Source organism: Kocuria tytonis (assembly GCF_003226895.2).
Lineage (GTDB): Bacteria > Actinomycetota > Actinomycetes > Actinomycetales > Micrococcaceae > Kocuria > Kocuria tytonis.
On sequence record NZ_PNJG02000001.1, the window covers coordinates 1,041,730 to 1,064,545 of the forward strand.

The 22,816-nt window shown below is 71.6% G+C and carries 16 protein-coding genes; 4 read left to right on the forward strand and 12 right to left on the reverse strand.

Annotated features, from left to right (window positions below; all coding sequences use genetic code 11):
* Nucleotides 1-21: 21 nt before the first annotated feature.
* The 3 genes from C1C97_RS04615 to alr all read right to left on the reverse strand — a co-directional run bounded on the left by C1C97_RS04615 (nt 22) and on the right by alr (nt 4,549).
* Entirely contained in the window at nt 22-1,542 is a 1,521-nt protein-coding gene (locus C1C97_RS04615; protein WP_233542736.1) for an MFS transporter, read from the reverse strand.
* Nucleotides 1,539-2,255, reverse strand: coding sequence for a purine-nucleoside phosphorylase (deoD, locus tag C1C97_RS04620; RefSeq protein WP_012397736.1), 717 nt, complete (start codon nt 2,253-2,255; stop codon nt 1,539-1,541). Before deoD ends, C1C97_RS04615 begins: the two co-directional genes overlap by 4 nt.
* Before the next feature lie 380 nt (nt 2,256-2,635).
* Nucleotides 2,636-4,549, reverse strand: coding sequence for an alanine racemase (alr, locus tag C1C97_RS04625; RefSeq protein WP_121030223.1), 1,914 nt, complete (start codon nt 4,547-4,549; stop codon nt 2,636-2,638).
* Nucleotides 4,550-4,638: 89 nt separating this feature from the next.
* Here alr and C1C97_RS04630 point away from each other — a divergent pair, with 89 nt between their 5' ends.
* Together C1C97_RS04630 and C1C97_RS04635 are read left to right on the forward strand one after the other, a co-directional pair.
* On the forward strand, nt 4,639-5,991 hold the full coding sequence (locus tag C1C97_RS04630; protein ID WP_233542737.1) for a glycosyltransferase: 1,353 nt from the start codon (nt 4,639-4,641) through the stop codon (nt 5,989-5,991).
* Nucleotides 5,992-6,001: 10 nt separating this feature from the next.
* The gene (locus C1C97_RS04635) at nt 6,002-6,799 is read left to right on the forward strand and encodes a phosphatase (RefSeq protein WP_110919131.1); all 798 of its coding nucleotides are present in this window, start codon (nt 6,002-6,004) and stop codon (nt 6,797-6,799) included.
* A 102-nt stretch (nt 6,800-6,901) separates the two neighbouring features.
* Here the strand turns inward: C1C97_RS04635 and C1C97_RS04640 are convergent, their stop codons facing one another.
* From C1C97_RS04640 to glmS, 9 genes are all read right to left on the reverse strand, one after another.
* On the reverse strand, nt 6,902-7,987 hold the full coding sequence (locus C1C97_RS04640; RefSeq protein ID WP_110919130.1) for an inositol-3-phosphate synthase: 1,086 nt from the start codon (nt 7,985-7,987) through the stop codon (nt 6,902-6,904).
* Between the two features lie 189 nt (nt 7,988-8,176).
* Nucleotides 8,177-8,992, reverse strand: a complete 816-nt coding sequence (locus tag C1C97_RS04645) for a LysE family translocator (RefSeq protein ID WP_110919129.1) — start codon at nt 8,990-8,992, stop codon at nt 8,177-8,179.
* A complete protein-coding gene (mgrA, locus tag C1C97_RS04650; protein ID WP_110919128.1) occupies nt 8,989-10,080 on the reverse strand; it encodes an L-glyceraldehyde 3-phosphate reductase in 1,092 nt (363 codons plus the stop codon). Before mgrA ends, C1C97_RS04645 begins: the two co-directional genes overlap by 4 nt.
* 281 nt (nt 10,081-10,361) lie before the next feature.
* Entirely contained in the window at nt 10,362-12,182 is a 1,821-nt protein-coding gene (treZ, locus tag C1C97_RS04655) for a malto-oligosyltrehalose trehalohydrolase (protein WP_121030225.1), read from the reverse strand.
* Nucleotides 12,183-12,186: 4 nt separating this feature from the next.
* Complete coding sequence (gene treY / locus C1C97_RS04660; protein WP_121030227.1) at nt 12,187-14,556, reverse strand: malto-oligosyltrehalose synthase; 2,370 nt, start codon at nt 14,554-14,556, stop codon at nt 12,187-12,189.
* A 215-nt stretch (nt 14,557-14,771) separates the two neighbouring features.
* The gene (gene glgX / locus C1C97_RS04665; protein ID WP_121030229.1) at nt 14,772-16,970 is read right to left on the reverse strand and encodes a glycogen debranching protein GlgX; all 2,199 of its coding nucleotides are present in this window, start codon (nt 16,968-16,970) and stop codon (nt 14,772-14,774) included.
* Between the two features lie 84 nt (nt 16,971-17,054).
* Nucleotides 17,055-18,734 carry a bifunctional ADP-dependent NAD(P)H-hydrate dehydratase/NAD(P)H-hydrate epimerase gene (locus C1C97_RS04670; RefSeq protein ID WP_121030231.1) on the reverse strand — a complete coding sequence of 560 codons (1,680 nt, stop codon included), beginning with the start codon at nt 18,732-18,734 and terminating at the stop codon, nt 17,055-17,057.
* Entirely contained in the window at nt 18,727-19,098 is a 372-nt protein-coding gene (locus C1C97_RS04675; protein ID WP_110919123.1) for a holo-ACP synthase, read from the reverse strand. The genes C1C97_RS04670 and C1C97_RS04675 overlap by 8 nt, the downstream gene beginning before the upstream one ends.
* Before the next feature lie 225 nt (nt 19,099-19,323).
* Nucleotides 19,324-21,207: a glutamine--fructose-6-phosphate transaminase (isomerizing) gene (gene glmS / locus C1C97_RS04680; RefSeq protein ID WP_121030232.1), complete on the reverse strand. Its 1,884-nt coding sequence runs from the start codon at nt 21,205-21,207 to the stop codon at nt 19,324-19,326.
* Nucleotides 21,208-21,280: 73 nt separating this feature from the next.
* Here glmS and coaA point away from each other — a divergent pair, with 73 nt between their 5' ends.
* Together coaA and mscL are read left to right on the forward strand one after the other, a co-directional pair.
* The gene (coaA, locus tag C1C97_RS04685) at nt 21,281-22,237 is read left to right on the forward strand and encodes a type I pantothenate kinase (RefSeq protein ID WP_110919121.1); all 957 of its coding nucleotides are present in this window, start codon (nt 21,281-21,283) and stop codon (nt 22,235-22,237) included.
* A gap of 106 nt (nt 22,238-22,343) precedes the next feature.
* Nucleotides 22,344-22,778 (forward strand): large conductance mechanosensitive channel protein MscL, encoded by a 435-nt coding sequence (mscL, locus tag C1C97_RS04690; protein ID WP_121030234.1) that lies wholly within the window; start codon nt 22,344-22,346, stop codon nt 22,776-22,778.
* Nucleotides 22,779-22,816 lie beyond the last annotated feature (38 nt).

Consider the following 22,816-nt stretch of genomic DNA (forward strand, 5'->3'; position numbering starts at 1 on the left):
CTTCTCGTCAGACCTGCGGAACTACTGCTGCGCGGTGAGGCGCGCGGCGGCCTTCGCGTTGTTGCGCTCGATCAGGCCGAACAGCACGCGGTACGCCACCAGACCCACCAGCGTGATGCCCACCAGGAACCACAGGATGGTGGAGAAGTAGTCGCCCTCGGCGGAGCCACCCACGCTCAGTGCGCCGAACCACGTGGGCTTGGCGGACATCAGCATGGCCGTGTAGGCCACGCCGATCGGGGAGGCCACGTTGATCACCAGGTTGTAGAAGCCCACGGCCACGCCGGACTTCGCGGCGGGCATCAGCAGCAGCGCGCTGGACATGAGCGGTGCGTACAGCAGGCCGAAGCCCACCGAGAACATGGCCATCGCGATCACCATGGCCACCACGGACACGTTGATGAACACCCCGGCCACCGCGAGAGCGAGCGCCAGCAGGCACAGCGCCAGGGTCACGGCCTGCTTGGAGTCCAGCCGCTTGCTCACGGCACCGGACATCGCCGCAGTGGAGGCACCCAGCACGTAGCCCGGGATGGTGAGCAGCGAGACCTTGTCCATGGCCATCCCGTGCACGCCGTGGATGGCGAACGGGAACAGGAACACGAACGCCAGGTTCACCGAGTAGATGATGAACACGATCACCAGCGCGCTGATGTACGGGCGGTTGGTGAAGAAGGAGGCGTCCACGAGGGCGCGGGAGTTGGTGCGCACGTGGTGCACGAACAGCACGGTGGCCACCACCACGGGGATCCACCACCACCACGTGAAGTCCTGCATGAACATGATCAGCCCGGTGGCGATCACGCCCACCAGGAACAGCCCGTACACGTCCACGCCGGAGCTCGTGTGCTCGACGTCGTCCGGCACGCGGGTCTTGATGAACGGCAGGGACAGCACGATCAGCAGCGGGATCAGGAACATCCACGTCCAGGACACGTAGGTGGCCAGGAACCCGGAGACCAGCGTGCCGATGAGCGAGGCCAGCTGGAAGGACATGTTGGAGAAGCCCAGGTACTTCTTGAGCTCCACGCCCTGGAAGTGCTTGGTCACGTAGACCACGTAGAGGGTCTCCGCCGCGGCGAGGCCGGCCGTCTGGACCACACGGCCCACGAGCACCACCCCGAAGGACGCGGAGCCCACGAAGCCGATCACCGAGCCCACCACGATCAGCCCGATGCTCAGGTACAGCAGCTTGCGGATGGCCACGGAGTCCGCGAGCGCGGAGTACACCACGGCGCCGATGCCGATCAGCACGCCCGTGAGGGTGGCCTGCAGGCTCACGGTGGACTCGCTCAAGGACAGCGCCTCGGCCATGGGCTGGGACGTGAACTTGAAGCCCTGGTCGATCACCAGGCAGAAGATGAACAGGAACAGCAGCACGGGCACGGCCCGGCGCGGGTTCACGCCGCCCGCGGTGCGGGGGGCCTCGGCGGTGCCCGCATGGGTCGCGGGGACGGCCGCCGCGGGCGTCGAGGCGGCGCTGTCGGGGCCCGCGGTCTGGGCGAGGTCCGGGTTCTCGTCGGGGTGGTTAATGGGGTTCACAGCTCCGTCACCGTTGCGGCCAGCTCGATCATCTGCGCGAAGCCCGTCTGGCGCTGCTCCGGGGTCATCTGCGCGTGGGTGGCCAGGTTGTCCGAGACCGTGAACATGGCGAGCGCCTCCACGCCCGCGGCGGCCGCGTTGGCGTAGAGCCCCACGGTCTCCATCTCCACGGCGAGCACACCCATTTTCGCCCAGCGCTCGGTGGTGTCGTCCTGGGCGTGGTAGAAGGTGTCCGAGGAGACCACGTTGCCCGCGTGGGCGGTGATCCCCCGGCTCTCGGCGGCCCGGTACACGTGGTCCAGCAGCCGGAAGGAACCGGTGGGGGCCCACGTGCCGGGCAGGTCGAACTGCGCGAGGTAGTTGGAGTCGGTGGACGCCGCCTGCGCGAGCACGAGGTCGTTGAGCGCGAGGCCCTCCGTGAGTCCCCCGCAGGAGCCGATGCGCACCAGCTTGGTGCAGCCGAACACGTTGATCAGCTCCCAGCTGTACAGCGCGATGGACGGGATCCCCATCCCGGTGCCCATCACGGACAGCTCACGGCCCTGGTACGTGCCGGTGTAGCCGAACATGTTGCGCACGGAGTTGAACTGCACGGCGTCCTCGAGGAACGTCTCGGCGATGAACTTGGCCCGCAGGGGGTCGCCGGGCAGCAGGATGGTCTCGGCGATCGGTGCGCCCTGGGGGTTGATGTGCGGTGTCGATGTCGGTGACAAACGATCCTCCTCGGGTCGGTCCGCGACGGAGGCGGCCGAGCCCTGCGGAACGACGACGCCGTCGGGTCCCCCTGGGGTCGCACCGTCTGCGGTGGACTTTGGTGCTGCCCCCATTGTGGCACGTCGGGGCCCCACTGACGGCGTGTCCCGCGGGGGATCCTGGCGTTTTCCCGACGGGTCGCGCGACGGGGTTCACGGCGGGGTGCGCGGGTCCTGGTGCGGGACCGCCCGGGGACGCCGGGCAGCCGCGGAAGCCCCTCGTGCGGCGTCGTCCCGGGGCGGTGCGCGGTGGTGCCGTCCGGGCGCAGGGGATCCCGCCCGCGGTGCGCGGTGACCCGTCGCGCGGCACGACGTTCACCGGACCCGCGCGCGGCGTGGCCTCACACGCGCGGCGGCTCGGTCCAGCGCGGGCCCACGCCCCGCAGGGTGATCTGCCGGACCTCCCCCGCCGAGGCGTCCTCCTCCCACTGCGAGCCGAGCTGCGCGAGAACGCCCGCCAGGTCCGCCTGCTCGGGGGCCGCCTGCGCGCCGCGGGCACGCTCGATGTCGACCACCAGCCGGGACGCACTCAGGTGCTCGACCTTGGAGGTGCCCCACTCCACCACCGTGACGCACGTGTCCAGGGTGTCCTCGAGGTCGATGCTCTCGACGTCCTCGGCCGAGCCCAGCCGGTACGCGTCCACGTGCACGAGGTCCGGGCCGCCCGGGCGCGGCCCGTCCGCCAGGTTGGGGTGGCGGCGGGCCAGCACGAACGTGGGCGAGATGATGCCCTCGCGCACCCCCAGCCCCGCGCCGAGGCCCTGCGTGAACGTGGTCTTGCCCGCGCCGAGCTCCCCGTTGAGCAGCACGAGGTCCCCCGCGCGCAGGTGCGGGGCGAGCGCCGCCGCGAGCGCCCGGGTCTCCTCCGCGCTCGCGAGCTCCCGCGTGATGCTCCAGTTCTCACCCGCGGCACCCGACCCGGGACCGTCCTGCGCGCCGTCCCCGGGCACGACGCCGCCCGGCCCGGCACCCGCCCCGTGGTCGCGGTCCGCGCCGGGGTGCCCACCGTGCTCCACGCTCCGGCTCCGGTCGCTGTCGCGCTGCGGCTCCAGCCCCACGTGCTCGCGGGGAACGCGCGGGGAGAGGCGGGTGACCACCTCGTAGTTGATGGTGCCCGCCGCGTCCGCCCAGTCCGTCACGGACGGGTTCGAGCCCGCACCGAAGAGCACCGCCTCGTCCCCGATCCGCACGGTGTGCTCCCGAGCGGCACCGGGCTTACCCGCGGCGTCCGTCACGGGCCGGCTCCGGGAGAGGTCCACGACGCACTGGTCCATGGCGATCCGGCCCACCACGGGGTGCAGCCGGTCCCCGATCCGCACCGGGGCGCCCGTGGCCACGCGCGGCACACCGTCCGCGTAGCCGAGCGGAATCAGTGCGAGCCGGGTGGGGCCCTCCGTGCGGTACGTGAGCCCGTAGGAGACCCCCGCTCCGGCGGGGACGTCCTTCACGTTGGCCACGCGGGTCCGAAGCGTCATGGCCGGAACCAGCCCGAAGTCCTCGGGGGTGCGGTCCGCAAAGGGGCTCAGCCCGTACAGTCCCAGACCCACGCGCACGGCGTCCCGCAGCATCGCGTCGGGGTCCTCCCGGTCCGCGGCCGAGAGCAGCCCGGGGGTGTTGGCGGCGTGCACCATCGTGGGGCTCAGCCCGGCCTCCCGGGCCGAGCGCACCGCGGTGGTGAGGGTGGCGAGCTGCTCGGCCGTCTCGGGGCGGGCGGGTTCGTCCGCGACCGCGAGGTGCGTGAAGATCCCCTCCACCGAGAGCAGACCCTCCCCCTCGGCCTCCCGCACGCGCCGGACCAGGGCGGGCCACTGCTCGGGCGTGGCACCGTTGCGCCCCAGCCCGGAATCAACCTTGAGGTGCACCACCGCGGGTCGTCCCGTGCGCCGGGCGGCGTCCAGGACGGCGTCGAGCTCCCCGCCGCTGATCCCCAGCCGGACGTCCTGCTCCAGGGCGGCGGCGAAGTCCGTGGCCGGGGTGTGCAGCCACGCCAGCACGGGTGCGGTGATGCCGGCCGCGCGCAGGGCAAGGGCCTCGGTCACGTGCGCGGTGCCCAGCATGTCCGCACCCGCCGCGAGCGCCGCGCGGGCCACCTGGACGGCGCCGTGCCCGTAGCCGTCCGCCTTGACCACGGCGACCAGTGTGCGGCCCCGGGCCAGCTGCATCAACCGTTTCACGTTGTGCTCCACGGCGGCCAGGTCCACCACCGCGCTGCGCTCGCTGGGCTGCCCGCTCTGCCACGACGTCTTCTCACTCACGGTCCCATTGTGCCCCGCGGGACGGACCGGCTCCCACAGGGACGCCGACGACCCGGCGAACCCCCGGCGCACGCCGGTAGGCTGAGCGGGTGCCCAGCCCCGAGCCCGCCCGAGTCCTGCTGCTCAGCATGCACACCTCCCCCGTGGACCAGCCCGGGTCCGGGGACGCCGGCGGGATGAACGTCTACGTGTGGCACCTCGCCCGCGCGCTCGCACACGCCGGGTGGCTCGTGGACATGGCCACCCTGGACCGGGACCCGTCCCGTTCCACCGGGGTGCGCACCACGCGGGTCGCCCCCGGCGTCCGGCTCCTGGCGGTGTCCGTCCCGGGGGCGGCCGGCGCGCGCAAGGAGGAGCTTCCGCGCTTCGCCGCACCCTTCGGCCGGGCACTCGTGGAGCACTACGACGACGCCGCCGCTCCCCGCGTCGCCCACGCCCACTACTGGCTGTCGGGGATCGCGGGCGAGGTCGTGGCACACGCCCTGGGGATCCCCCTGCTGCTGACGCTGCACACGTCCGCCGCGGCCAAGAACCTGCGCGCGGGGCCGGACGAACCCCTCGAGCCGCGCGAGCGCGAGGACGCGGAACGGCAGCTCGTGGCCCGCGCGTGCCGCACGGTGGTCAACACCCCGGCGGAGCGGCGGCAGGCGGTGGAGCTGTCCCGCGCGGACCCGGCGCGCGTGCTCGTGATCCCGCCCGGCGTGGATCCCACGGTGTTCCACCCGCCCCGCACCGAGGCCCCGGAGGCCCCCGATGCGCCCGGCGCCCCGAGAACCAGCGGCACCCGCACCGGGGGCCCCCGCCCCGCACGCCGCGGCCCGGCGGTCGATGGATCGCCCCGGCCGGTGGCGGGCGCCCCGCAGCAGGGACCCGCCCCGTTCACCGTGCTGTGCGCCGGTCGGATGCAGCCGCTGAAGGGCCAGCACGTCCTGATCCGCGCCCTCGGGCAACTGCACCGGGAGCACCCGGACGCCCCCGTCCGGCTGCTCCTGGCCGGGGCGGGCTCCCCCGAGTTCCTGCAGCGCCTGCACGAGCTGGCGCGCGAGCAGGAGGTCGCGGGCGCCGTCGAGTTCCGCGGGTCCCTGCCCCGCCCGGAGCTGGCGCGGCTCATGGGGGAGGTGGACGCGGTGGCCGTGCCGTCGTCCTCGGAGACCTTCGGGCTCGTGGCGGTAGAGGCCCAGGCGTGCGGGACCCCGGTGCTGGCCACGGACGTGGACGGGCTGCGCCACGCCGTGCGGGACGGCGAGACCGGCAGGCTGGTACCGGGGCGGGACCCGGCAGTGTGGGCCGAGGTGCTGCACCGCGCGGCGCGTGAGCCCGCGGCGTGGCGGGGCATGTCGCACGCCGCGGTGCGGCGAGCGCGGGAACTGACCTGGGACGACGTCGCCGCGGCGCACGCGGCCGCCTACCGCGCGTGTGCGGGTGACGGGCCCACCGCCTAAACTCGCCACTGTGACCACCGCGTACCTGAGCCGTGACTCCCTCGCCCGCTACCTGGACCGCTCCCGCATCACCGGGGCCGTGGCCACGCCCCGCGAGGCCAACCTGCGCAACATCCAGGGGTTCCTGGACGGGGACCAGCACCAGCACATGGGGGTGGAGCGGACCCGGGACTGGACGTACGAGTCCGTCTTCGAGCTCATGCGGGACCGCGTGGGCATCAACGACGACCCCGAGTACCTGACCGGCCAGGACTCCATCTCCGCGCAGCTGTGCGTGACCGGTCTGGACCGGTACGCCGAGATCTTCAGCCGCGCGGTGCAGGGCCGCAAACGCCTGCTCTTCGCCACCGGGCACCCCTCGGGGCTGGCTCCCGTGTACGCACGACTTGCACGGGTGGCCCGCGCCTCCGGGGCCCGGGTGATCCGCTTCGACGAGGCCCTGCCCTTCGAGGACGGGGACGTCCGGCAGGTCGAGGACGTCGTGATGGTGGAGCAGTACGGCGGACTGCGCCACACCCACTTCCCCGAGCCCATGCAGCTCGTGCTGGAGCACCTGCGGCGGCAGGGCCGGGAGGCACCGGACCTCGTGGTCGCGGACCACGGGATGGCCGGCTACGCGGGCTCCCGCGCCGGGCTGCCCACCATCGCGATGGGCGACTGCAACGACCCCGGGATCTTCGTGGCCGAGGCCCAGGGCCAGGTGCAGGTTGTGGTGCCCCTGGACGACAACGTGGCCCCCCACCTCTACGACCCCCTGGTGGACTACGTCATCTCCCGTGCCGGGCTGGCCGGGCAGGAACGGGCCTGACCCGAACGAGCCGCTCCCGGGCCGACCCCGGACACGCAACGGCGCCCGGCACCGAGGGGATCGGTGCCGGGCGCCGTCGTCACACCCGTGGCGGGAGCGCGCTCAGCGCTCCACCTCGCCGCGGATGAACCGCTCCACGTTCTCGCGGGCGGTGTCGTCGTCGAACTGCTCGGGCGGGGACTTCATGAAGTAGGAGGACGCCGAGGTCAGCGGCCCGCCGATGCCCCGGTCCAGCCCGATCTTCGCCGCACGGATCGCGTCGATGATCACGCCCGCGGAGTTCGGGGAGTCCCACACCTCGAGCTTGTACTCCAGCGAGATGGGGGCGTTGCCGAAGCCGTGGCCCTCCAGGCGCACGAACGCGAACTTGCGGTCGTCCAGCCAGCCCACGTAGTCGGACGGGCCGATGTGGACGTCCTTGGCCCGCATCTCGTGCGGCACGTTGGAGGTCACGGCCTGGGTCTTGGAGATCTTCTTGGACTCCAGGCGCGAGCGCTCCAGCATGTTCTTGAAGTCCATGTTGCCGCCCACGTTCAGCTGGTAGGTCCGGTCCAGCACGTAGCCGCGGTCCTCGAGCAGCTTGGCGAGCACGCGGTGGGTGATGGTGGCCCCCACCTGGGACTTGATGTCGTCCCCCACGATCGGCAACCCGGCATCCGTGAACTTCTGCGCCCACTCGTCGGTGCCGGCGATGAACACGGGCAGGGCGTTGACGAACGCCACGCCGGCGTCGATCGCGGCCTGCGCGTAGAAGCGGTCCGCCTCCTCCGAGCCCACCGGGAGGTAGGACACGAGCACGTCCACCTCGCGTTCGCGCAGCACCTGCGCCACGTCCACGGGCTCGGCGTCGGACTCGGTGATGGTCTCGCGGTAGTACTGGCCCAGCCCGTCCAGGGTGGGGCCGCGGTCCACGGTCACGTCCATGGGCGGGACCTTGGCGATCTCCATGGTGTTGTTCTCGCCGGCGAGGATCGCCTGGGACAGGTCCAGTCCCACCTTGGCGGCGTCCACGTCGAACGCGGCGACGAACTGGACGTCCCGCACGTGGTAGTCGCCGAACTGCACGTGCATGAGCCCGGGGACGGAGTCGGAGGGGTCGGCGTCACTGTAGAAGTGCACGCCTTGGATGAGCGATGTGGCGCAGTTGCCCACGCCGGCAACGGCCACGCGGATGGGATGTTCGGACACGGTTCTCCTCGCTTCGGATGATGACGGCCGCGCGCACGTCGTGCGCACTGGCGCGCGGGCACCGGATCACCGCCTTGCCACGCCGCACTCGACCAGGTCCACAGTCTAGCCGGGAGATCGACAGCACCCTTCCCGTATCCCGCCCGCCACGACGGCGACGCCGCCAGCCCCGCCGCGGTCGCGTGGGTCTCAGGCGGTGACGAGGACCTCCACGAGCAGTCCCGCGGCCACCAGCAGGAAGACCACGCCGGAGACGGTCTCCACCTCCGCGGTGCGCGCCTGGAACCGGTCGGCCAGTGCGGGCACGGAGCCGACCCACGCCACGCTCAGGAACCACGCGAGGCCCACCGCCACGAGCATGCCGAGCACCGTGAGGGCCTCCCACCACGGGATGTCCGCGGGGACCAGCGAGCCGAACAGCGCCACGAAGAACACGATCGCCTTGGCATTGGCGAGGTTGGTGACGATCCCCTGCACCAGGGCCCGCCACGGGGTGAGGTCCGTGGGCCCCAGGAACCGGGGGCCGCCGCCACGCCCGGTGCTCTCCTGCTGCACGGCGGTCCCCCGCTGCGCCGCCGTTCCCTCCGCGACCGGCGGTTCCGGGACGGTGCTCCCGTGCGGGGAAACCGGGGCCGCGACGTCGGCGAGTACGGCGTCGGCTTGAGCGGCATCGGCAACCGTGCCGTCCGGTGCGGCGGCCGTCCGCTGCGCCCGCGTGAGCACCCCGGTGCGGATGGCGCCGTAGCCCATCCGCGCCAGGAAGAGCGCACCGGCCACCTGCACCACGAGCTTGAGCACGGGGTTGCCGCTGATGAGCACCGTGACGCCCATGAGCGAGAGCGTGATCCACGTGAAGTTCCCGACCATCACCCCGAGCACGGTGAACACCGCGTTGCGCCGCGTGGACAGGAACGCGTTGCGCAAAATCAGGAAGATGTCCGGGCCGGGGACCACGATCCCGGCGATCCAGAGCCCCAGCAGCGCCGTGTACTGCGCTCCCGTCATGCGTGCTTGGAGTCCGTGGCCGAGCTCCAGATGTTGATGTCCGCCTCGGTCACGAGCTCGTCGATGCGGCGCAGCTCGTCCGCGCTGAACTCCAGGTTCGCCACCGCGCGGGCGGAGTCCTCGATCTGCCGGGCCGAGGACGCCCCCACCAGCGCGGAGGTGACCTGCCCGGATTCCTGCGGCCGCAGGGTCCAGGCGATCGCCATCTGGGCAAGGGTCTGGCCGCGGTCCTGCGCCATGGTGTTCAGCTCGCGGACCTGCTCCAGCGTCTGCTCGCTGAGCCACTCGGGGTCCAAGGACTTGCCCTCCGCGGCGCGCGAGTGCTCGGGCACGCCGTTGAGGTACTTGTCCGTGAGCATGCCCTGCGCCAGCGGGGTGAAGCAGATGGAGCCCATCCCGGCCTCGGTGAGGGCGCCCAGCAGGTTCTTGCCGCCGGCGTGCTCCGAGGGCTGCTCGATCCAGCGGTTGAGCATGGAGTACGAGGGCTGGTGGATCACCAGCGGGGTGCCCAGCTCACGCATGATCCGCTGCGCCTCGAGCGTGAGGTCCGCACCGTAGGAGGAGACGCCCACGTACGTGGCGCGCCCGGAGCGCACGATGTGGTCGAGCGCCCGCATGGTCTCCTCCAGCGGGGTGTCCGGGTCCGGACGGTGGTGGTAGAACACGTCCACGTGGTCCAGGCCCATGCGCTGCAGGGACTGGTCCAGGGAGGTCACCAGGTACTGGCGGGAGCCGCCCACGTCACCGTACGGCCCGGGCCACATGTCCCACCCGGCCTTGGTGGAGATCACGAGCTCGTGGCGGTGCCCCGCGAAGTCCTCCCTGAGGATCCGGCCGAAGTTGAGCTCCGCCGACCCCGCGGGCGGACCGTAGTTGTTGGCCAGGTCGAAGTGGGTGATGCCCAGGTCGAACGCGCGGCGCAGGGTCGCGCGCATCCCCGCCACGGGCTTGTCGTCCCCGAAGTTGTGCCACAGCCCCAGGGAGACGGCCGGCAGCTTCAGCCCGGACTCCCCCACGCGCCGGTACGGCATGGTCTCGTAGCGGTTCTCGGCAGGGGTCCACACGGTGTCGTCGCCATAGATCAGCATGGCTCCCAGTGTGCCACTGCCCCGGGCCGCACCTCGAAACGGTCCCCGGGACGACGCCGCCCGCCCGCAGCGGCGGGTGCCGACGGCGCCCATCTTCGTCGGCGGGTGCCGACGGCGCCCGCACCCGTCGGTGAGCGCCGGCACCGTCGACGCCGACGGCCGCGCGGGAAGCCCTCCCCGCGCACAGCCCGGGGCACGACGCCACGGGGCACGTCCGCCGGCCCACGGGTGCGGCGTCGGGCGGATCCGAGGACCGGACGGTCCCCGGCCCCGGGGCGGTCTCAGACCCGCAGCACCGCGGCGGTCTCCGGGGCGAGGCGCACGGTCCCCTCGGCGCCCGGTTCGGGGGCCGCACCGCTGGTGAAGAGCAGCTCCGGCGCGCTGCCGCCCATGAGCGGCAGGTCCCGGGGTTCCTCGCCCAGGTTGATCGCGACCACCACACCGTGCTCGGACTCGGGCTCGCCCATGCGCTTGAGCACGAACCACTTCTCGGTGTCGTCCGCCTGGGTGGCCACGGTGTCCCAGCGCTGGTCCGTGAGCTCCGGGGTGTCCCGGCGCAGGGCGATCAGGTCCCGGTGGGCCTGGTAGATCCGTTCGTGCTCGCCCTGGTGCACCTCGGACCAGTTCAGCTTGGAGCGCTCGAAGGTCTGCGGGTCCTGGGGGTCCGGCACGGTGGCGTGGTCCCACGCCATCTGGGCGAACTCTGCCTTGCGGCCCTTGGCCACGGCCTCGCCCAGCTCGGGCTCCGGGTGGGCGGTGAAGAACTGCCACGGCGTGCTGGCCCCGAACTCCTCGCCCATGAACAGCATGGGCGTGAAGGGCTGGGTCATCAGCCACGTGGCGGCGGCCACGGCCCGGTCCGCGCTCATGGAGTGGTTCATCCGGTCCCCGGCGGCGCGGTTGCCCACCTGGTCGTGGTTCTGCAGGAACGTGACGAACTGCCACGGCCGCTGCTCCGCGGGGTCGATCTCCCGGCCGTGCGAGCGGCCGCGGAACGTGGAGTACGTGCCGTTGTGGAAGTACGCGGTGTGCATGGTCTTCTCCAGGGCGTGCAGGGACGCGAAGTCCCCGTAGTAGCCGTGGGTCTCCCCGGTGAACGCGGTGTGGGCGGCGTGGTGGACGTCGTCGAGCCACTGCGCGTCCATGCCCAGACCGTGGCGGTCCCTGCCCGCGACCATGCGGGGGTCGTTGAGGTCGGACTCCGCGATGGTCACCAGGTCCTTGCCCGTGCGGGCGGACTCCTGCGCCACGCGCTCGGCGATCTCCTCCAGGATGTGCTTCGCCCGGGAGTCCGCGAGCGCGTGCACGGCGTCCAGGCGGAAGCCGTCCACGTGGTAGTCCCGCAACCACATGGTGACGTTGTCCAGGATGTACTCGCGCACCCCGTCCGCGCCCCAGCCGTCCAGGTTGATGAGGTCACCCCAGCTGGAGGCGCCGGGCTTGAAGTAGTCCGCGAACAGGGGCAGGTAGTTGCCGCTCGGGCCCAGGTGGTTGTAGACCACGTCCTGGATCACGGAGATGCCGCGGCCGTGGCACGCGTCCACGAAACGCTGGTACGCCTCGGGCCCGCCGTAGGGCTCGGCCACGGTGTACCACGCGACGCCGTCGTAGCCCCAGTTGTGCTCGCCGTTGAAGCCGTTGGCGGGCAGCAGCTCCACCGCCGTGACACCGAGGTCCACCAGGTGGTCCAGCTTCCCGATGGCCGCGTCCAGCGTGCCTTCCGGGGTGAACGTGCCGGGGTGCAGCTCGTACAGCACGGAGTCCTGCAGCGGGCGGGGGCGGAACTCGGCGTCGTGCCACTCGAACGCGTCCGGGTCGAACGTGCAGGACAGCTCGTGCACGCCCTGGGGCTGACGCCGGGAACGGGGGTCCGGGAGCACGTCGGAGACCTGCTCGCGCTCCTCGGGTGTGCCCTCGTCGAAGGTCTTGGTGAGGATGTAGCCGTAGCGCACGGTGCCCTGCGGGGCGGCAGCGTCCTCCGGCAGGGTCCACCAGCCGGGGCGGTCCGCGAGGCCCTCCATGGGGTGGTCCGCACCCTCGATGCGGACGGTGACCTTGCGGGCGTGGGGCGCCCAGACGTCGAAGCGGTGGTCGGTGCTCATGGGTTCAGCCGTCCTTCCGGCGCAGGATCGCCACGGGGTAGGTGTCGAGGAGTTCGGCGAGCGCCACGGGCGCGTCCTGGGCGGCCGTGAACTCGCGGTGGGTCAGGATGTCCTGCCACGTGCCGGCCGGCAGCTCCACGGTCTCGTCCGTGAACCCGCCCTCGGCGGCGAGTGTGGCGGGGAAGCGGGTGACCACGGTGGCCGCACCGCCGCGGTCGAAGCCCAGGGCGTGCGCCGCGAGCGCGCCGGTGAACCGCAGCGGGGTGTAGTCGGTGAACAGCTCCGGGTGCTCGCGGCGCAGCCGCAGGGCGCGGGAGGTCAGCAGCATGCGCGCGGCGCCGGTCTCGTCCACGGGCGGGGTGCCGGCCCCGGAACCGGGGGCGGCGGCGTCGAGCCGCGAGAGCATCTCCTCGCGCGCCGCGAAGTCCACGGGGCGGCGGTTGTCCGGGTCCACGAGGGAGGGATCCCACAGCTCCTGACCCTGGTACACGTCCGGGACGCCGGGCAGGGTGAGCTGCAGCGCGGTGGCGGCGAGGGCGTTCGACCAGCCCGGCTCGCTCACGCGGGCCACGCAGCCCTCCACGATGCCGCGGGCGCGGGGATCCGTGAAGAGGAAGTCGATGAAGTGGGTGAGCTGCTCCTCGAACTCCTGGTCCCCGTCCACCCACGCGGTGGACACGGAGGCCTCGCGCACGGCCTTCATGGCGTAGTCCACGGCGCGGTCCCGGTCCAGGGGCCACGCGCCCACCACGGCCTGCAGCACGAGGTTCACCGCGGGACCGTCGGTCAGGGAGATCCCGGCGTCCTTCGCCCGGCCGAGCAGCGTGGACACCGTCTCGGACCACACGCGCGGGAGCTCCGAGAGCACCGTGAGCCGGGCCCGAACCGCCGCGGAACGCTTGGTGTCGTGCGTGGTCAGCGCGTTCATGGTCAGCGGGGTCTCGCGCTGGCGCCTGGCGGCCTCGGCGTGGAACGCGTCCGCGTCCAGGGAGAACACCGAGGGGTCCCCGCCCACCTCGGTGAGCGAGGTGAGCTTGGTCCAGCGGTAGAACGCGGTGTCCTCCACGCCCTTGGCCATGACCATGCCCGAGGTCTGCTGGAAGCGGCGGGCCACCTCCCCCAGGTCCTCCTCGTGAGCTGCCTCAGCACCCAGGACCTCCGCGAGGTCCGTGAGCACGGCAGCGAGATCGGGGCGCCGCCCGCGTGCCGCGGCCACGGCCTCCCGCAGGTGCTGGACTCCCTCGGGCAGGTACGTCCGGTACACCGGGAAGTTCGAGACGATCTCCGCGAGCCCGTCGTAGGCCGCGGGGGCGTCGTGCGGGAAGTCGGCGGGCAGCTCGCGCACCAGGCGGTGGATCTCCGCGGAGAGTCCCTCGTCCGCCATGCGGCGCTTGGTGCCGTGGATCAGCTCGTCCCAGCGCACCGGGTCCCCGCCGCGCAGCTTGGTGTCCAGGGACGCCAGTTCGTAGTGGCCCCGGGCGTCCGTGAGCACCCGGTCGATCCAGCCCAGGGAGTCGTAGCCCGTGGTGCCGGCGGTGCGCCAGTCGGAGGGGAGGTACTCCCCCGGCTCCAGGATCTTCTCCACCACGGTCCACGCGCCGCTCGTGAGCTCGGCCAGCGCGTCCAGGTAGCCGCGCGGGTCCCGCACCCCGTCCGGGTGGTCGATGCGCAGCCCGTCCACGAGACCCTCGCGGAACCAGCGGGAGACCTCCCGGTGGGACTCCTCGAAGACGCGCGGGTTCTCCACGCGCACCCCCGCGAGGGTGGCCACGGTGAAGAACCGGCGGTAGTTCAGCTCGGAGTCCCCGCGGCGCCAGTTGACCAGCTCGTAGTGCTGACGGGAGTGCACCTCGGCGGGGTCCTCACCCTCGGTCCACGTGCCCTCCGCCAGGGGGTACACGTTGTCGTAGTAGCGCAGGGTGCCGTCCTGCACGGTCAGCGCGGCGAGGTCCTCGTCCCCGTCCCCCAGCACCGGGATCAGCACCTTGCCGCCGCCGGCCTCCCAGTCCACGTCGAACGCGTCCGCGTAACGGCTCTCGCGGCCCTCCGCGAGCAGGGACCACCACCACGGGTTCTGCTGCGGTTCCGCCACGCCCTGGTGGTTGGGGACGATGTCCACCACCACGCCCAGACCCGCCGCGTGCGCCGCGTCGGACAGTGCCCGCAAGCCCTCGGAACCGCCACGCTCGGGGTCCACCTCGGTGGGGTCCACCACGTCGTAGCCGTGGTCGGAGCCGCTCGTGGCGCGCAGGATCGGTGAGAGGTACACCCAGTCCGCCCCGAGGCGCCGGAGGTACGGGACCAGTTCCGCCGCGCGGTGGAGGTCCTGCTGGGTGGTGATTTGCAACCGGTACGTGGAAGTGGGAGTCAGCACCCTCCCAGTCTCGCGGAGTGCGCGTGCTCGTGCCAGTTCATCCGCCGTGGGCGAGACTCCGGCGGCCCGCGCCCGACGCCGCCGCCGCGCGCTGCCGGCCACCTCTCCCCTTCCGGGGTCGGGGGTCCGGGGACGACGAACGCGCCACCACCACAGGTGACGCGTTCGACGTACTCAGGACCGGCCGGCGCCCGGGTGCCCGGGGCGGCAGGGACTCAGGGCAGTTCCGGGGTCTCGGCGTACACCGCCGCCGACGCCGCCACGGACGCCGCCACGGAGGCGTCCGGCTCCTGCTCCGGTTCCTCCCACGCGCGCAGCAGCACCGTGGACTTGCCGGCCATGGTGAGCACGGTGGAGTGCTCCCGCACCTCGCCGTCCGCGTGCTCGCCCGCGGTGTCCATGACCTCCTCCCACGTCTGCCCGTACCGGGCCGGGGGCAGGGTCACGTCCACGGGGTCCGGGTTGGAGTTGAAGTACACGATGAAGTTGTCGTCCGTGATCCGGCGACCGCGCATGTCCACGCCCGCGATGCCCTGGCCGTTGAGCCACATGCCCACGGCGCGGGCCAGCGGCTCGTCCCAGTCCGCGGGGACCATGGGCGTGCCGTCCGTGTTGAGCCACGCGATGTCCGGCATGGGATCGCCCTCGTCCAGTTCGCCCATGTCCACGGGGCGGCCGTCGAAGAACTGCGAACGGCGGAACGTGGGGTGCTCGTGGCGCAGCCGGGTGATCACGGAGGTGAACTCCACGAGCGGGGTGTCCACCTTCTCCCAGTTGATCCACGTGAGCTCGTTGTCCTGGCAGTACGTGTTGTTGTTGCCCCTCTGGGTGCGCCCCAGCTCGTCGCCGTGCAGCAGCATGGGCGTGCCCTGCGAGAGCATGAGCGTGGCCAGGAAGTTGCGCTGCTGCCGCGCCCGCAGACCCAGCACCTCGGGGTCGTCGGTGGGACCCTCCTCGCCGCAGTTCCACGAGCGGTTGTGGGACTCGCCGTCGTTGTTGTCCTCGCCGTTGGCGTCGTTGTGCTTCTCGTTGTAGGACACCAGGTCCCGCAGCGTGAAGCCGTCGTGCGCCGTGACGAAGTTCACCGAGGCGAACGGGCGGCGTCCGCTGTTCTCGTAGAGGTCCGCGGAACCGGTCACGCGGGACGCGAACTCGCCCAGCGTGGCGGGCTCACCGCGCCAGAAGTCGCGCACGGTGTCCCGGTACTTGCCGTTCCACTCGGTCCACTGCGGCGGGAAGTTGCCCACCTGGTAGCCGCCGGGGCCGATGTCCCACGGCTCCGCGATGAGCTTGACCTGGGAGACGATCGGGTCCTGCTGCACGAGCTCGAAGAAGGTGGAGAGCTTGTCCACGTCGTAGAACTCGCGGGCGAGCGTGGCCGCGAGGTCGAAGCGGAAGCCGTCCACGTGCATCTCGGTGACCCAGTAGCGCAACGAGTCCATGATCAGCTGCAGCGAGTGGGGGTGGCGCACGTTGAGGGAGTTCCCCGTGCCCGTGTAGTCCATGTAGAACTTGTGGTCGTCGTCCACGGTGCGGTAGTACGCATTGTTGTCGATGCCCTTCATGGACAGCGTGGGCCCCATGTGGTTGCCCTCGGCGGTGTGGTTGTACACCACGTCCAGGATGACCTCGATGTCCGCCTGGTGCAGGGCGCGGACCATGGCCTTGAACTCCTGCACCTGGCTGCCCAGGTGGGAGGCCGCGCTGTACTCGTTGTGGGGGGCGAAGAACGCGATGGTGTTGTAGCCCCAGTAGTTGCGCAGGTCCTTCTCCAGCAGCGTGGAGTCCTGCACGAACTGGTGCACGGGCATGAGCTCCACCGCGGTGACGCCCAGCTTCTTGAGGTGGGCGATCACGGACGGGTGGGACACCCCGGCGTACGTGCCGCGCTGCTCCTCGGGAACCTCCGGGTGCTGCTGGGTGAGGCCCTTCACGTGGGCCTCGTAGATCACCGACTTGTGGTACGGCGTGTGCGGGGTGCGGTCACCCTCCCAGTCGAAGAACGGGTTGATCACCACGGCCTTCATCATGTGCGCGGCGGAGTCCTGGTGGTTCTCGGAGTCCTCGTCGCCGAAGTTGTACGAGAACAGGGACTCGTCCCAGTCGATGCCCCCCTCCACGGCCTTCGCGTAGGGGTCCAGCAGCAGCTTGTCGGGGTTGCAGCGCAGCCCCTGGGACGGATCCCACGGGCCGTGCACGCGGTAGCCGTAGCGCTGCCCGGGCTGCACCGACGGCAGGTAGCAGTGCCACACGTAGCTGTCCACGGCCGTGACCTCCACGCGGGTCTCCGCGCCGTCCTCGTCGAACAGGCACAGCTCCACGCGGTCCGCGACCTCGGAGAAGAGCGCGAAATTGGTTCCCGTGCCGTCGAACGTGGCGCCCAGCGGATACGGGTGTCCGGGCCAAACTTCCATGTACTTCTCCTCAGGGTGTGGTGGGGCCGAGAGCGGGTGCGCCACCCTGGGCCAACCACCAAGGATAGTCGCTCGGGGCCCCGCTCACGGACGGGTGAGCACCGCCCGCACGTTCTCGGCGAGCACGGACGGGGGCACCGGGCTCTCCCCCCGGACGCGTGAGGCCAGGGCGTGCAGCCCGGCTCCGAGGGCCGCCGCCGCGGCCCACCGCCCGGCTCCGCGGGCCCAGTCCCCCAGACCCGCCAGGGCCTGCGGGTGCTCGGCCACGTGCGCCAGGACGGTTCCCAGGATCCCGGCGAGCGTGTCGCCGGAACCGGCCGTGGCGAGCCACGGACTCGCGTCCCCCACGCTCAGGCACAGGCACTCGCCCGCACCGGAGGACGACGCCGCGTCGCCCACGGGAGAGGCGATCACCGTGGTCGCCCCCTTGAGCAGGACCGTGGCCCCGGTCAGGCGCGCGGCCTCGCGGGCCCAGTGCAGCGGGGCGGCCTCGATGTCCGAGCGCTCCACCGCGGCGTCGCACAGGCCGAAGCCGTGCAGCCACTCGAAGATCTGGGACAGCTCCCCGGCGTGCGGGGTGAGGACCTTGTGGGGACCCAGGCGGGCGTCCGCGACCGAGCGGGCCGCGGCGTCGAGCGCTCCCGCGTCCAGGACGGCCGGCTCCTTCGCCTCGATCACGGCCTGCACGCGCGCGGCCTGGGACTCGTCCCCCACCACACCGGGACCGGCGAGCCACGCCTGCACGTGCACGTCCCACGGCTGGTCGTCGGAGCACACCACCTCGGGGCTGCGCGCGAGCACCATGGCCCGGGCGGTGGAGTCCCCCAGGAAGCGCACCATGCCGGCACCGGCGTTCACGGCGGCCTGGGTGCACATGATCGCGGCACCCGGGTAGCTGGGGGCGCCTGCCACCACGCCCAGCACACCGCGCGAGTACTTCGTGTCGGTCGCCCCGGGGCGGGGCCACGCGGCCAGGACGTCCTGCGCCTCGAGCCGGTGCACCGCGGCGTCTCCCAGCCGGTCCTCGATGCCGATCGGCACCACGGTCAGCTCCCCCGTGACCTGCTCACCCGGGGACACCACGTGCCCGGTCTTCGCCGCACCGAAGGTCACGGTGGCGTGGGCCCGCAGCAGGGGCTCGGGGGCCTCGCCGGTGTCGCCGGACACGCCGGACACGAGGTCGCAGGCCACCACCCGGGGCGTGCGCTGCCCCGTGCCGCGGCCCTGCTCCGGTGCACGGTCGTGGAACGCCGCGACGAGCTCGGCCACCGCACCCCGGAGACCGCCGCTCGCGCCGGTGCCGAGCACGGCATCCACCACGAGGTGCGCCGAGGCCATGAGGGAGACCGCCTGGTCGACGCCCACGGGTCCGGCCGCGGCCACGGAGTCCGGGAGGTCCGCGTTCCGCCGGTGCGCGGCGTCGTCGTGGTCCGAGAGCCGGAGCACGCTGCCGCCCGCTGCGCGCAGCGCCGCCAGACCGTCCTCGTGCACGCGGGACCCGGTCAGGACCGCCGTGACGGCCACACCGCGCGCCCGCAGGAAGGAACCGGCCCACAGCCCGTCCCCGCCGTTGTTCCCGGATCCCACGAGCAGCACCGCGGTGGTGCCGCGCAGCGCCCCGTCCGGGGTGGTCAGGCGCAGCTGGCGCTCGCACTCCCGGGCGAGCCCGCGCGCCGCCCGGCGCATCAGGAGGTCGCCGAGACCGGCGTCCAGGAGCGGTTGTTCTGCGGCGCGGACGGTGTCCACCGAGCAGGCCTCAATCATTGCGGTTCCCTTCCTGTCCCTCCGCCACGACGAACGCCACGGCCATGCCGCCGTCGTGGGAGATCGTCACGTGCCAGCGCCGCACACCGCGTCGCCGCTGCTCCCGCTCCACCGTCCCCGTGGTGTGCAGCCGGGGTGCCCCGTGGTCGTCGGTGGTGACCCAGCAGTCCTGCCAGCTCATCCCGGGCGGCGCCGCGAGCGCCTTCGCCGCGGCTTCCTTGACCGCGAAGCGCGCCGCGAGCGAGCGCGGCGGCAGCCGTCGCTCGTGCGGGACGAACAGCCGCTCCCGCAGTCGCGGGGCGCGTTCCAGCTGCCGCTCGAAACGCGCAATGTCCACGATGTCCACACCGGTGCCCACGATCATGCCGACAGCCTACCGGCGGGCACCGCCCTCCCCCTGTGGGCCCACGCCCGCGCCCCGCGGCGGCGCGGCAAGCCACGACTGCGCGACAGGACACGGCGGCGTCGACCGGGCGGTACCGCCCGCGCCCGTGCCCGGGCCGGGGCGTGTGGCCGCCACGGGAAGACGACGGCGGGTGACGCGTCCCACGGGAGCGTCACCCGCCGTCGTGGCAGGGTGCGGGGCGGTCTACTCGACCGTCACGGACTTGGCGAGGTTGCGGGGCTGGTCGACGTCGTAGCCCTTGGCGCCGGCGAGCTCGCACGCGAAGATCTGCAGCGGGACGGTGGCCAGCAGCGGCTGGAGCAGCGTGGGGGCCGCGGGGACGTGCAAGACGTGGTTCGCGAACTCGCGCACGGCCTCGTCCCCCTCCTCGGCGATCACGATGGTCTCGGCACCGCGGGCGCGGATCTCCTGGATGTTGGAGACCACCTTGGCGTGCAGCGAGTCCCGGCCGTTGGGCGAGGGCACGATCACGATCACGGGCTGCCCCTGGTCGATCAGGGCAATGGGCCCGTGCTTGAGCTCACCCGCGGCGAAGCCCTCGGCGTGGATGTAGGCGATCTCCTTGAGCTTGAGCGCTCCCTCCATGGCCACGGGGAAGCCCACGTGGCGGCCCAGGAACAGCACGGAACCGGCGTCCTTCATGCCGGAGGCGAGCTCCTTGACCTGGGGTTCCACCTCGTCCAGAACGCGCTGGATCTTCGCGGGCATGGCCTCGAGCTCGGTCAGCAGGGACGCGATCTCGTCCTTGTACTTGTTGCCGCGCAGCTGCGCGAGGTACAGCCCCAGCAGGTAGGCGGCGGTGATCTGCGCGAGGAAGGCCTTGGTGGAGGCCACCGCGATCTCCGGACCGGCGTGCGTGTAGAGCACGGCGTCCGCCTCGCGCGGGATCGTGGAGCCGTTGGTGTTGCAGATGGCCACGACCTTCGCGCCCTGCTCCTGGGCGTGGCGCACCGCCATGAGGGTGTCCATGGTCTCCCCGGACTGGGAGACCGCCACCACGAGGGTCTTCTCGTTCACGATGGGGTCGCGGTAGCGGAACTCGTGGGCCAGCTCCACCTCGGTGGGGATCCGGCACCAGTGCTCGATGGCGTAGCGGGCCACCTGACCGGCGTACGCGGCGGTGCCGCACGCGATCACCACGATCTTGTCGATCGAGCGCAGCACGGCCTCGTCGATCTTGATCTCGTCCAGGGTGAGGCTGCCGTTCTCGTCCAGGCGGCCCAGCAGGGTGTCCCCCACGGCTGCGGGCTGGTCGTGGATCTCCTTCTCCATGAAGGAGGGGTAGCCGTCCTTCTCGGCGGCCGCGGCATCCCACTCGATGTCGAAGGGCTTGCCCTCGGCGGGACTGCCGTGGAAGTCCACGATCGTGTAGTCGTCCGCGGTGATGGTCACGATCTGGTCCTGGCCCATCTCCACCGCGCGCCTGGTGTAGTCGATGAAGCCGGAGACGTCCGAGCCCAGGAAGTTCTCGCCCTCCCCCAGCCCGATCACGAGCGGGGAGTTGCGGCGCGCGGCCACCACGCGGTCCGGGACGTCCGCGTGCACGGCCAGCAGGGTGAAGGCGCCCTCGAGGCGGCGGCAGGTGTCCTGCATGGCCACCGTGAGGTCCTTCTGGTCCGTGGGCTGGGCGTCGTACGTGCGCGCGAGCAGCACGGCGGCCACCTCGGTGTCCGTCTCGGAGACGAAGCTCTCGCCCTGGGTGCTCAGCTCGCGCTTGATCTCGCTGAAGTTCTCGATGATGCCGTTGTGGATCATGGCGAGCTTGCCGCCGTCCACCACGTGGGGGTGTGCGTTCACGTCCGACGGTCCGCCGTGGGTGGCCCACCGGGTGTGCCCGATGCCGATGTTCGAAGTGGGCAGCGGGTGCTCCTCGAGCTCCCCGACCAGGTTGCTGAGCTTGCCCGCCTTCTTGCGGTACTCCACCTCGCCGTCCGCGATCACCGCGACGCCGGCGGAGTCGTAGCCGCGGTACTCCAGCCGACGCAGCCCTTCGAGAATCACGTTCAGAGCGGTGTGCTTCCGCCCGTCAGCACGCTCCGAGCCCACATATCCCACAATTCCACACATGAAAAGTACTGTACCGGAAACGGCTCGCGCCCTACGCTGCCACCCGGGGACGCGGGCCTACACTGGTCCGAGCATGAGCACACAGCCCGCAACCCAGCGCGTCTCCCCGTTCGTGGAGCTGGACCGACAGACGTGGTCCAGGCTCTCCCACGAGATCGACGTCCCCCTCACCGCGCACGAGATCGAGAACCTGCGCGGTCTTGGCGACCGCCTGGACGTGGACGAGGTGCGCGAGGTGTACCTGCCGCTGTCGCGGCTGCTCACCCTCTACGACATGTCCTCCACCCAGCTCAACGCCGCCACCAACTCCTTCCTGGGCGAGCACCACGCGCGGACCCCGTTCGTGATCGGGATCGCCGGGTCCGTGGCCGCGGGCAAGTCCACGACCGCCCGCCTGCTGCGCGAGATGCTGGCCCGCTGGCCGTCCACGCCGAACGTCCAGCTGGTGACCACGGACGGCTTCCTGTACCCCAACGCGGAGCTAAAACGGCGGGGACTCATGGACCGCAAGGGCTTCCCCGAGTCCTACGACCGCCGGGGCCTGCTCCGTTTCATGGCCGAGATCAAGTCCGGGGCCGCCGAGGTCCGCGCCCCCAAGTACTCCCACGTGACCTACGACATCCTCCCGGGGGAGGAAGTGGTGGTGACCCGCCCCGACGTCGTGATCGTGGAGGGTCTCAACGTCCTGGCGCCGGCCAAGCTCGAGAGCGGCAACCGCACGGCTCTCGCGCTGAGCGACTTCTTCGACTTCAGCATCTACGTGGACGCCCGCACCCAGGACATCGAGACCTGGTACGTGGACCGGTTCCGCGCGCTGCGCTCCTCCGCGTTCGCGGACCCGGAGTCCTACTTCCACCGCTACGCGAGCCTCACGGACGAGGAGGCGCGGGAGGTCGCCACGGACATCTGGCACCGGATCAACGAGCCGAACCTGGAGCAGAACGTGCGCCCCACGCGCGGGCGCGCGCGACTCATCCTCTCCAAGGACCACGACCACAAGATCCGTCGGGTGCTGCTGCGCAAGAACTGAGACCTCGGTCTCCTCTTCGTCAGGGTGCTTGCCGTTCGCGGCCGGTCAGGAGTACTCTTCGCGCTCGATTTCCCGATTCACGCCCCTGCTCTGTACTGTGAGCGCCATGCTCAGTGGTTTCAAGGAATTCATCATGAAGGGCAACGTGATGGATCTCGCGGTTGCCGTCATCATCGGCGCCGCCTTCTCCAAGATCGTGAACGCCCTCGTGGAGAGCGTGCTCATGCCCGCCATCTCCGCCGTCGTGGGATCCCCCAACTTGGACACCTTCGCCGTGGTGACCCTGCGCGGCAACGACCTGAAGTTCGGCGTGCTGCTCACGGCGATCGTCAACTTCCTGCTCATTGCCGCCGCGGTGTACTTCTGCATCGTGCTGCCCATGAACAAAATGATCGAGCGTCGCAACCGCCGGATGGGCATCGAGCCCACCACGGAGCCCGCCGATCCGAACACGGTGCTGCTCACCGAGATCCGTGACGCACTCAAGGGCCATCCGGGTGCCGTGAGCACCGAGGGACGCCACTCCGGTCCCGCCGTCTGACCCCACGCCCCTGCAACGTTCGAGGGCCCCGCATCCTC